The organism is Pseudarthrobacter enclensis, assembly GCF_030811655.1.
GTDB classification, from domain to species: domain Bacteria; phylum Actinomycetota; class Actinomycetes; order Actinomycetales; family Micrococcaceae; genus Arthrobacter; species Arthrobacter enclensis_A.
This window is the reverse complement of record NZ_JAUSRE010000022.1, coordinates 77,787-87,821: the sequence shown is the minus strand read 5'-3', so window position 1 is coordinate 87,821 and position 10,035 is coordinate 77,787. Positions and strand designations below refer to the sequence as shown.

Here is a 10,035-nt window from a genome sequence, read left to right as displayed (position 1 = left end):
GCTGACACCCATCGAGTTTGAGACAATAAAAAACGCGGCCTCAGCCGCGTAAGAAATTATCAACCCCAGCTGTCAACTAAACCTTCAGCAGTCCCCTTCAATATTTGATCGATCTCATCGAGATCCGATTTATCGAACCCTTCGCCCTCGATCTCAATCACACCCTTGATTGCGGCCCTTCTCTTCTGGAAACCTTCGGTGAGAACGGCCCAAGTATTGCTGGGTTCTAGGTAGAGCCACATGCCGGTCATGGTGTTCTCGACAATGAGCCGGATGAGCGGCACGGCTATGATGCCGCGGTCTTTTTCGGATAAATCCAGGACTGTGCGCATCAGGTTTACGACGTGATTGGTGAAGCTCCAAAGAATCGGGCCGCCCACTTCGTACTCACCCTTCATATGGAAGGGTTTCATCTGCCATCTGTCCCAGTGCTCGATGAGCTTACGGGCGAAAGCCCGTAGATCAGCAAGGTCATGAAAGCCTTCATGAACCGCTGCCCCGTTGAACAACTCCTCAGCCATCTGGCCCTTTCTTTACGTACGGAGCGGCGAGATCAACTACTGAACGCCATTGGCTTCGCGGGAGGCCACGGCCGCTGATGCTCCCTATAGAAGGGTTGGAGCGCTTTCGAGGGCAGGGCACCGCCGTAGATCTGATCATTGCTCCAGAAGATGGAATCGAGTCGAGTCCACTGTTCATTCGTGAGTGACCCTAGTGAAGTAATCCGCTTAGCCGCCGTGCCAGCATCGATGAAACTAGGAGCAGTTCGCAGCGACTCGAAAAGCCCTTCAGTGACGGCTGTGCCCAGTTCGGGCAGCGAAGCTATCCAGCTGCTGATGAGGGCGGCCACTTCCGCTGGGCTTTGGTCTGCAGCGCTTGGCCACTGATCTCGACCGATAAACCCGGCAGGATCGACCCCGTAGCGAACCGCATAAAAGGGGACTCTTCGGCCTCGTGCCCAACCAACCTCTTGCTGGCACCAAGGGCTGGTGTTGAACTCAGGGTGGATGATGGCAACAAACGCTTGCATCGAGCGAAGGCCCTGCTCGATCTGTGACTGCCAGGGCTTACTGAAAGCCATGGTGTCGTGAGCAACAAAACCGTGAATCCCAATGAGAGCCAGTTCGTCAGCAACCTCCCCGACGAACTTTCGATGTTTCGCAGAATGAGAAAGGAAGACCCGAGCATAGTTGGGCTTCCAAGGCCCACGCTCTGCGGCTGACTCCACGACGTCAGCCACCGCATCCACGTCTACTCCCATGACAAGGGCATACAGCTCGGTTAGCATCTCGTCAGTTACGTCGGCGACGATTTCCGCCAGCGACGGATCATGGAACTGACCGGTGAACGGTTCTAGTTTGAACTCCCGCAGTAGAACGTTGATCCGATTCGAATCCCATTCAAATCTTCCCAACTCTTCAAGGAGTTGGGTCTTCATGTTGAATCGGTCTTTACGTGACAGTGCCATGGATTCAACCATAGATGGCAACTCAGACTCGTTTTTGGCATGTCCCTGCGGAGTTGAGATCAATTGATCCCTGTTACCTCGCTAACCTCCTCTTGCGATGGTCCTCTTGTCAGGGGTTACCCCTAGGCTGCCATCATGCACACTCCGAATAATGAACAACTCGAAAAGCTTGAAATTGAAGCGCGATCAATTGAGGACGCTCTCGTTACCCACGCTAGGGCGTGGGCTCTGGATCAAGGCTCCTTCACACGGCAGTTCCTTCTGCAGGAGGCTCGTCTCGCCGTCGTTAATCAGGCGGAGGTGACAGACAAAGTAGTTGGTGAAGTGCCGGCACTTAAAGCCGAGGTTGCGGAAGTTTGCGATGAACTGGCAGCGATGTTCGAGGAATGGAGCGCCTCAGTCGACTTGTCAAAAGCAAAGATCGTGGCCCAAGACCCTCGGACAACATTTCTCGAGCTGACCAAGCCATTTCACCAGGCATTTGGCAACGCTTTTATCCGGCGCGGGTACAACTCCGGGTCAGGATCTCGTGACTGGACAAGTGACTCGGCAAACTGGCACTTCTACATACCCGAAACAGGAACTGCTCGTAATCCATTTATGAAATACGACCCCAGCGCAGCTAAGGATCTGTCAGATCTATGGAGCTCTTGGGCAACAATTGCGCGGCAGATCACTTCCACCAAGGAACAAATCCAGCGCAGCCAGGCAGCTCGCCTCTGGGATGCAGATCAGGACTTACCAAATCTCCTCTGATCCCGGCTGGCTACAGCGGCCGGCTGCGGGTTCAGGATTCTCTCTGGGGCAGCAGATGAGCCTAGTCATTGTCAGGCATCCCTGACACAATGGCCGTCAGGGATTCCTGACAGGAGGGGTTGAGAGGTCATGGGCTGGGTATCAACAGATAACGAGCATGAGGGTTGGGCAGCGTGTGTCGCGCCCGACGGGCGGCTGTCCGCATCATCAACGGGCGAAGGAATGCTCTTCCAGGGCATATCAGGTCGCTACAAGCCTGACACGATGATGCCCGACTACGAGGTTGTCCCGGATAACGAGATCGTGGGCTGGCGGGGACAATGCTCGTGCGGCTGGAAAGGCGACAGGTGGGAAAGGGCCGTCTCCCCCGCTGCCGCCGACTTCAACCACCGCCGCGACTACATCGCCCCGGAGGAATCCGCTCACGCCTCACCAAAAGTCGAAGACGCCATCCACAACGAGTGGAAAGCCCACATCGCGCCCTCCGAAGCACTCCTCGGGCTAGAAGCAGCCGCCCACGAATACAACCAGGCCGGCCACCGGTTGGCCAAAACCGTCGCGGCCGCGAAGGCCTCCGGGGCATCCTGGGCAGACATCGGCCGTGCCGTAGGCATCAGCCGCCAGTCCGCCCACGAACGCTGGGCCGACAAACCGGCGCCGCTTCATGCAGAGGAACCAGACCGACGACCACCCGACGGGAATTAAATGCACGACTCCCCCATCCTCGTCGTCAATCTCGTTTACGCCGGCACCCTGGGTATAGGACTCCTGCTGTTCCTCGGTCAGCTCGCAGCCTTTATCGTTCTGCTCATCAGCGCCGCAACAGCCAAACTCCTGACGAATGCCATTCGGACACTCATCCTCCGCTCACGGGAACTCGCGCCTCACCGCCAAGGCCGCCATTTCTCACAAGTGCCGGCTACCGCTGATACGCCCAACGAATAAGACCCGACCGGGCGGTGCAAGCACTATTGCTCCCCAGCTTTTACAGCTCCTGCTGCCGGGACCCACCGGTAGAGGGTGGGGACGGAGACACCGAGGCTACCGGCGACTTCCCGTGGCGGTGTTCCTTGGTTCAGGAGCTTTCGGGCTGAGCGGATTTTGGCATCTGTCATGATGCGTTTGCGGCCGCCGATACGTCCTTGTTCGCGTGCGGCCTGCAGTCCGGCCTGCGTGCGTTCGACCATGAGTTCCCGTTCCATCTGGGCCAGGGAAGCCATGACGTTGAAAAAGAAACGTCCGGAGACCGTGGTGGTGTCGATGGAGTCGGTGAGGCTGATGAATCCTACGCCGCGGTCGTTCAGTCCGCCGGCGAAATCCAGGAGGTCTTTCACGCTCCGGCCCAGGCGGTCCAGCTTCCACACCACAAGGGTGTCGCCTTCGCGCAGGTTGTCCAGCGCCAGGTCGAGGCCGGGGCGTTGGGACTTGGTGCCGCTGATCGTGTCTTTGTAGATCTTGTCGCATCCGGCCTTCTGTAGGGCGTCGCGCTGCAGGTCCAGGTTCTGGTCCCGGCTGGAAACCCGGGCGTAGCCGATGCGGTGCGTGGTCATGGGTTTTCTCTTCTCAAAACTCGGTTCGGGATCGCAGTTCGACCTTACAGTTTCGAGAACTATTTGTGAGAACCAGGGCGCGGCTGAGCGATCGATCCGACTGTCAGTTTCAGAAGGCGTCTGCACTGGATGAGTGAACCCGCCTGCACTCCGGTTGGATTGGCCCGGCTCGGCGCTCTTGCCTATTCACGCCCGAGGTCGCGGTGGTGGGTGGCGGCGGTGACGTTGGGGAATTGAGCGAGACGGGCTGAGAGTGCTTCGGCCATGGCAACGGAGCGGTGTTTGCCTCCTGTGCAGCCAATTGCGACGTTGACGAAGTGTTTGTTTTCGCGGCGGTACCCGTTGATGACGGGGACCAGGGCTTGGACGTAGCGGTCAAGGAAGTCCTTGGCTCCGACGGCTTCGATGACGTACTCCCGTACTTGGGGCTCCAGGCCGGTCAGTCGTTGGAGTGCCGGTACCCAGTGCGGGTTGGGGAGGAACCGCACATCGGCGACGTGATCAGCATCCAGCGGCAGCCCGTACTTGAAGCCGAAGCTCATGACATCCACCCGGATCACAATCGTTCCGGTGGAAGAAAACAGTTCGGTGATGGCCGTGGAGAGGGAGTGGACGTTCATTTCCGTGGTGTCCAGGACAATGTCTGCAGCACTTTTGATGGGCCGGAGCGCTTCCCGTTCCGCATTGATTCCCTCAAGCGTTCTTCCGCCGGCCTGCAGCGGGTGAGGCCGGCGTTCTTTTTCGAAACGGCTGACCAGCGCGGCGTCGCTGGCGTCCAGGAAGAGCAGCCGGTAGGGAAGGTCCGCTGACAGATTGGTGCGGAGGTCGTTGAAGAAGTCGCCTCCGCGGATGTCCATGACGACGGCCAGCTTCTGGGGTTCATCGGGCGTTTTGGTGACCAGTTCGGTCAGGGCCGCCAGCAGCACCGGGGGCAGGTTGTCGATGACGTGCCAGCCGTGGTCCTCGAGTGCGTTGGCTGCACTGCTGCGCCCTGCCCCGGACATGCCGGTGACAATCAGCAGTTCAGGATGTTGTGCCGTCTTTGGATTGTCGGTTCGTGGCGGGCGCCGCACCGGGTGAACCCGTCTAACCGGCCTGGGAGTCAAGAGTCCAGGATTCCTTTCAGGACCTCGGCTTCATCCCAGGGCAACAGAAGCTGCGTTTCCTTTGATTCTCCGGAATGGCTGAGGGTCAGGTGCAAAATCAGCCCCGGCTTGTTTCCCCCTACTTTCATGGCGCTGACCGCCAGTACCCGCCAAGGGACGTCGTGCAGGGTCAGGATGCCTGAGGAGTGGCCTGCATTTCCTGCCTGATGCCTAAGGACCCAGTCCTCGCCGCTGTCCATGATCTCTTTATGGGAGGCGCACACAGGCAAGGCCTGCTCGTCCGGGCCCTCGACATAAAAAACTTCGTCCGCTCGTGCGGTGCAGCGGTTTACCGAACACTCTTGCATGGTCACTCCCCGTGTCTTGACGGCTTGTTGTGCAGGACCTTAAGGGCAGCCGATGTCCGAAGATCGGGTCAAAACCGCCATCATATCTACCATAACGTAAGAGTAGAGTCTTCGAGCAACCCCTACTCTACAATTATGACCCTAACCTAACGTTAGGGTAGAGTTATGGGTGTTCTACCTCTACCACCATTCCTTTTCCCCATCACCCGCGCCGAGGAGATGCAGCGACGTGGCTTCCCCCCGCACCAGTGTCCGCCCGGTTCCGGGCGCGCAACCGACTGTGTCAGGCGCTGCCGTATCTGCGTTCCGGGGACGACAGGACGCAGAGGTTCCTCCTGGTTCCCAGCAGGCGCTGGGCTTGCGGAACCGTGAACTGGTGGTGGAGAGCCTGCTCTCTGCGGGGCCGGCGACGCAGGCGATGCTGGCCCGTTCGACGGGCTTGTCGGCTGCAACAGTGTCGAACGTCGTAAGCCGTCTCAGGCGCGAGGGCCGGGTTCGGACTGACTTCACGGTCAGCACCGGCCGGCGGGCGGTGCTGGTGCAGTTGCAGGCCGTGAAATTCGTCGCTGCGGGGATTGAGGTCTCTGGTGACCGGATGCATGCGGTCCTTCTGAGGCCCGGCGGGGATGTTTTGGCCGGGTCCAGCACCCCGGTTTCAGACCCCGTCACCGGCGCCGATTGGTCCGCCGTCATTTCAGGTGTGCTGACGCTGCTGCTGGGTCGCCCTGAAGCTGAAGGAAGCACTCTGGGCGCGGCGGGTGTTGCCCTTCCTGCTCTGACTGGGTCCGGCAGGGAGCAGCTGCCAGACTGCCCTGACTTCCTCCTCCCTCCGGAAGAAGATCTTCAAGCCGTTTTGGGTATGGGGTTGGGTGTCCCCGTGACCGTCGCTTCGACCGCTGCCATGTCAGCGTTTGCTCATGCCAGCAGGCTGGAGGGGAACAGCGCGGCGTTGCTGTTCCTGAATGTGGGTGCTGAGGTCACGGCCGGGATCGTTATTGGAGGTCAGCCGTACACCGGCCACGCCGGACTGGCCGGCCAGCTCGGGCATATCAGGATCAATGATCACGGATTTCCCTGCCGTTGCGGCAACAGGGGTTGTTTGAACACGGTCTGTTCTGTCCCCGCGATGCTGGCCGCTTATGCAGCGGGTCGCGCACCGGTCACGCTCCAGGAATTCGTGGTCAGGGCCATCGCCGGTGACCCTGCAGCCCAACGGATTGCCGAGGGGGCTGCCGAAGCGCTCGGTCTTGCCGCGGCCGCAGCCGCGAATATCATCAACCCCCGCCACATCATTCTCGGCGGTCCACTGCGTCCCTTGGGCGCGTTGCTGCTGGACCCATTCCGCCGGACCCTGATCCGTGAAGCCAGGCCCGGCATCGGGGACGGTGCAGAAGTCAGCCTGAGCACTTTGGGCGCTGATGTCGCGGCGGCTGGCGCTGCGTTGTCTGCAGCCCGTCATATCACCACGCTTTGACCAAGACCTGTGCGGGAGCTGCCGCGCATCACAAGGAAAGAAGGAGCACCATGTCTGTATCCCAGACCATCCGTAAGACCGTTACCGTGGAGAACGCCGCGCATGCGGATGAAGTCACGGTACATTTCGAAGTGGACGTCAACTGCCAGTGCGCTTCAGGCCAGGGCGGGTCCTACACTGCCACCGAACCGCCACGCCGCTAGGCACTGCCTCCCGCGCATTGCGGGCAACAGCACAACGCCGCCGAGTCTAAGGAAACCAGCACCCATGAACCATGCCCACATCGAACATAAGACGCCGCCAAAGCTCGCGCACGGCGCCCTGCGCGTCGTCGCCCTGGGAGGCATCGGGGAGATCGGCAGGAACATGACCGTCTTCGAATACGGAGGCAAGCTGCTCATCATCGACTGTGGGGTGCTGTTCCCGGAGGACCACCAGCCCGGGGTGAACCTGATCCTGCCGGATTTCTCGTCCATCCGGGACCGGCTCCAGGATGTGGTGGCCGTGGTGCTCACGCACGGGCACGAGGACCACATCGGCGGGGTCCCGTACCTGTTGCGGGAACGGCCTGATATTCCCGTGGTCGGGTCCAAGCTGACGGTCGCGTTCATCGAGGCCAAGCTCAAGGAGCACCGGATCACACCCAAAACCGTCCAGGTCGCCGAAGGAACGTCCCTCTCCCTGGGTCCGTTCGATCTGGAGTTCCTCGCCGTCAACCATTCGATCCCTGACGGGCTGGCGATCGCGGTGCGGACCGGGGCGGGGCTGGTGCTGCACACCGGGGATTTCAAGATGGATCAGTTCCCGCTGGACCGGCGCATCACCGACCTGGCCGGGTTCGCCCGGCTGGGCACTGAGGGTGTTGACCTGTTCCTGGTGGACTCGACCAATGCCGACGTCCCGGGGTTCACCACCTCGGAGAAGGACCTGGCCCCGGCCATCGATACCGTGTTCCGGACGGCTCCGCGGCGGATCATTGTCTCCAGCTTCGCCAGCCATGTCCATCGGATCCAGCAGGTCATCGACGCCGCGCACCGGCACAAACGCAAGGTCGCTTTCGTGGGCCGTTCCATGGTCCGGAATATGACCATCGCCCAGAACCTGGGCTACCTCACGATTCCCCGCAACACCCTGGTGGATTTCCGCCGGCTGCAGAAGAGCGATGACCCCAACGTGGTCCTGATCTGCACCGGCTCCCAGGGTGAACCGCTGGCCGCATTGTCCCGGATGGCGAAGAAGGACCACGCGATCAGCATCGCCGAAGGTGACACTGTCCTGCTGGCCAGTTCATTGATTCCGGGGAACGAGAACGCCATCTACGCGGTCATCAACGCCTTGACCCAGCTCGGCGCGAACGTGGTCCATAAGGGTAACGCGAAGGTCCACGTCTCAGGACACGCCAGTGCCGGGGAGCTCGCGTACTGCTACAACCTCGTCAAGCCCCGTAACGTCATGCCGGTCCACGGGGAATGGCGGCACCTGAAAGCCAATGCCGCGGTGGCCGAAAGCACGGGGATCGACCCGGCACGCATTGTCCTGGCGGAAGACGGCGTCACCGTGGACCTGCACAAGGGCCGGGCGACGATTTCCGGCAGGGTGACCGCCGGCCTGGTTTTCGTTGATGGCGATAACGTCGGCGGCACCACCGAGGACACCCTGCGAGAGCGCCGCCAGCTGGCCGAGGAAGGGTCCGTGACTGTGCTGGCCATCCTCGATGCGGAGACCGGGGAGCTGGCCGAACCTGCGGAATTCTTCACCCGCGGGTTCGCCTGCACCGACGCGGATCTGGACAAGGCCGCTGCGGCGGTCGGCAAAGCGGTCGGGCAGGCCCGCCCGGCCCGTGGCGGGCGCGGGCCGGTCAAGGACCCGGAGGCTGTGATCGAGCAGGCCACTGCTGACTGGATGCGCCGGTTCTATAACCGGGCCCCGGTGGTAACCGCCATCGTTGTGGACGCCTAAAGGGCGATCCCACAGGTGAAGGCCAGGTCCAGCAGCGCGGCCTGGCCTTCACCTGTTTAAACCTTCGCCGGGGCGCGGCGCCGGAGTATTCCGCCGGTGCTGCCCGGTGCCGGGCAGAGCAGCGCGAACACGGCGACCCCGAGGGGGATTACCGCGGCAAACAGGGCAGGCATCACGTAGCCGCCGCTGGCGTCACGGCCCAGTGAAAACAGGATAGGACCCAGTGCGGTGGACCCGACGTTGATCGCCGAAATGACGCCCCTGATCCCGCCGATGCTGGCGGTTCCGAAGTAGTGCGCCAGGGCGATCGGTTCGACGGCGCGCACCGCTCCGCCGGCCGCGCCGAGCAGCAGACCGTAAAAGATTCCCGACAGTGTTCCGGTGACCAGGGGCAGGAACAGCAGGGCGGCAGCAAGAAGTCCCATGGAACCTGCCAAGGCCAGGCGCGGGTCCAGGCGGTGTGAGACGGCGCCCAGGATGATGGTGGCGAGGATGCCCGTCACTGTTTGCGGGATGAAGTTCGCGGCGGCTTCGGTGCTGGTCAGACCGCGGGCGGTAAGGATGGACACCTGGTGGAATGCCAGCGCCGTGGAGAGCATACCGGTCGCCGCCAGCGCTGCAGCGATGGCCCAGAAGACCGGCGTCCGGGCAGCCTGTTTGCCACTCCATAACCGCTCATGGGCGCGCCCGTCCGCACGCCCGGCTGCGGGAGCAGTTGCCCCGGCAGGATCGGGATGGGCGGGATCCTTGGCGGGGACTGTTGGTGGGCGGTGCCGCGGCAGCAGCAACACCATCGGCAGGATGACCAGCAGGACCGCTGCCGCTTCGAGCCGCCACGCCTGCTGCAGGCCGCCGGCGCTGATCAGCCGCTCCACCAGTACCGGTGTCAGGGAAATACCCGCCGATCCGACGGCGGCGGTGATGCCCACAGCCAGCCCGCGCCGTTTGGTGACGGCTTTGACGACCGCTGTGGTGGCGGCGAGGGTGAGCGCGCCCTGCCCGGCCATCCGCAGGAAGACGAACCCTGCGGTCAGGCCGAGGATTTCGGTGACGAAGCTCATCGCCAGCAGGGTCCCGGAGAAGACCAGGGCGGCTGCGGTGATGACCAGCCGGGCACCCCACTGGTCCAGGGCCCGGCCGATAAAGGGCAGGGCCAGGGCCCCGGCGAGGGTGCCGACCAGGTAGCTGAAAGAGATGTCGGTCCGGCTGACCCCGAGCTGGTCGATGAGGGGATCGGTGAAGGGTGAGAGGCCGGCCGTTTGTCCCGGCGCGCTGGCGGCGGTGATCAGCGCGGCCGCGGTAACGGTACCGGCCCAGGACTTCCGCCCGGCCCCGACGTGAGGCCCGCTCACCCCCGGCCTCCCGGGTGCGGGCG

Annotated in this window: 12 protein-coding genes; 6 read left to right on the top strand and 6 right to left on the bottom strand. The window is 62.1% G+C overall.

The genetic code is table 11. The features are described 5' to 3' along the window. Positions 1 to 59: 59 nt before the first annotated feature. Together J2X98_RS18210 and J2X98_RS18205 are read right to left on the bottom strand one after the other, a co-directional pair. A complete protein-coding gene (locus J2X98_RS18210; protein ID WP_307310937.1) occupies positions 60 to 521 on the bottom strand; it encodes a hypothetical protein in 462 nt (153 codons plus the stop codon). Positions 522 to 553: 32 nt separating this feature from the next. Further along, the gene (locus J2X98_RS18205) at positions 554 to 1,468 is read right to left on the bottom strand and encodes a toll/interleukin-1 receptor domain-containing protein (protein WP_306971371.1); all 915 of its coding nucleotides are present in this window, start codon (positions 1,466 to 1,468) and stop codon (positions 554 to 556) included. A 135-nt stretch (positions 1,469 to 1,603) separates the two neighbouring features. On the opposite strand from J2X98_RS18205, the gene J2X98_RS18200 reads away from it, so the two are divergent. The 3 genes from J2X98_RS18200 to J2X98_RS18190 all read left to right on the top strand — a co-directional run bounded on the left by J2X98_RS18200 (position 1,604) and on the right by J2X98_RS18190 (position 3,169). Further along, positions 1,604 to 2,224, top strand: coding sequence for a hypothetical protein (locus J2X98_RS18200; RefSeq protein ID WP_307310934.1), 621 nt, complete (start codon positions 1,604 to 1,606; stop codon positions 2,222 to 2,224). Positions 2,225 to 2,488: 264 nt separating this feature from the next. Continuing rightward, positions 2,489 to 2,929, top strand: coding sequence for a hypothetical protein (locus J2X98_RS18195; RefSeq protein ID WP_306971285.1), 441 nt, complete (start codon positions 2,489 to 2,491; stop codon positions 2,927 to 2,929). After that, entirely contained in the window at positions 2,930 to 3,169 is a 240-nt protein-coding gene (locus J2X98_RS18190) for a hypothetical protein (protein WP_306971286.1), read from the top strand. A gap of 23 nt (positions 3,170 to 3,192) precedes the next feature. Here J2X98_RS18190 and J2X98_RS18185 read toward each other — a convergent pair whose 3' ends face one another. The 3 genes from J2X98_RS18185 to J2X98_RS18175 form a co-directional block, all read right to left on the bottom strand. Further along, positions 3,193 to 3,774, bottom strand: coding sequence for a recombinase family protein (locus J2X98_RS18185; RefSeq protein WP_306971287.1), 582 nt, complete (start codon positions 3,772 to 3,774; stop codon positions 3,193 to 3,195). 182 nt (positions 3,775 to 3,956) lie between these two features. Beyond that, positions 3,957 to 4,778: an RNase adapter RapZ gene (gene rapZ / locus J2X98_RS18180; RefSeq protein WP_174177432.1), complete on the bottom strand. Its 822-nt coding sequence runs from the start codon at positions 4,776 to 4,778 to the stop codon at positions 3,957 to 3,959. Positions 4,779 to 4,876: 98 nt separating this feature from the next. Beyond that, on the bottom strand, positions 4,877 to 5,233 hold the full coding sequence (locus J2X98_RS18175; RefSeq protein ID WP_174177434.1) for a hypothetical protein: 357 nt from the start codon (positions 5,231 to 5,233) through the stop codon (positions 4,877 to 4,879). Positions 5,234 to 5,396: 163 nt separating this feature from the next. Between J2X98_RS18175 and J2X98_RS18170 the strand changes: the two genes are divergently transcribed. The 3 genes from J2X98_RS18170 to J2X98_RS18160 all read left to right on the top strand — a co-directional run bounded on the left by J2X98_RS18170 (position 5,397) and on the right by J2X98_RS18160 (position 8,660). Next, positions 5,397 to 6,701, top strand: coding sequence for an ROK family transcriptional regulator (locus tag J2X98_RS18170; RefSeq protein ID WP_444964475.1), 1,305 nt, complete (start codon positions 5,397 to 5,399; stop codon positions 6,699 to 6,701). Between the two features lie 50 nt (positions 6,702 to 6,751). After that, positions 6,752 to 6,904 carry a hypothetical protein gene (locus J2X98_RS18165; RefSeq protein WP_174177438.1) on the top strand — a complete coding sequence of 51 codons (153 nt, stop codon included), beginning with the start codon at positions 6,752 to 6,754 and terminating at the stop codon, positions 6,902 to 6,904. 64 nt (positions 6,905 to 6,968) lie between these two features. Then, entirely contained in the window at positions 6,969 to 8,660 is a 1,692-nt protein-coding gene (locus tag J2X98_RS18160; RefSeq protein ID WP_174177440.1) for a ribonuclease J, read from the top strand. A 56-nt stretch (positions 8,661 to 8,716) separates the two neighbouring features. On the opposite strand, the gene J2X98_RS18155 is transcribed toward J2X98_RS18160, so the two are convergent. Continuing rightward, positions 8,717 to 10,012: an MFS transporter gene (locus J2X98_RS18155; RefSeq protein WP_174177441.1), complete on the bottom strand. Its 1,296-nt coding sequence runs from the start codon at positions 10,010 to 10,012 to the stop codon at positions 8,717 to 8,719. Positions 10,013 to 10,035 lie beyond the last annotated feature (23 nt).

Excerpts from the sequence above, each read along its gene's own strand:
- J2X98_RS18200 (WP_307310934.1), top strand. The coding sequence starts at position 1,604 with ATGCACACTCCGAATAATGAACAACTCGAAAAGCTTGAAATTGAAGCG.
- rapZ (WP_174177432.1), bottom strand. The coding sequence starts at position 4,778 with ATGTCCGGGGCAGGGCGCAGCAGTGCAGCCAACGCACTCGAGGACCAC.
- J2X98_RS18160 (WP_174177440.1), top strand. The coding sequence starts at position 6,969 with ATGAACCATGCCCACATCGAACATAAGACGCCGCCAAAGCTCGCGCAC.
- J2X98_RS18205 (WP_306971371.1), bottom strand. The coding sequence starts at position 1,468 with ATGGCACTGTCACGTAAAGACCGATTCAACATGAAGACCCAACTCCTT.
- J2X98_RS18195 (WP_306971285.1), top strand. The coding sequence starts at position 2,489 with ATGATGCCCGACTACGAGGTTGTCCCGGATAACGAGATCGTGGGCTGG.
- J2X98_RS18185 (WP_306971287.1), bottom strand. The coding sequence starts at position 3,774 with ATGACCACGCACCGCATCGGCTACGCCCGGGTTTCCAGCCGGGACCAG.
- J2X98_RS18210 (WP_307310937.1), bottom strand. The coding sequence starts at position 521 with ATGGCTGAGGAGTTGTTCAACGGGGCAGCGGTTCATGAAGGCTTTCAT.
- J2X98_RS18190 (WP_306971286.1), top strand. The coding sequence starts at position 2,930 with ATGCACGACTCCCCCATCCTCGTCGTCAATCTCGTTTACGCCGGCACC.
- J2X98_RS18165 (WP_174177438.1), top strand. The coding sequence starts at position 6,752 with ATGTCTGTATCCCAGACCATCCGTAAGACCGTTACCGTGGAGAACGCC.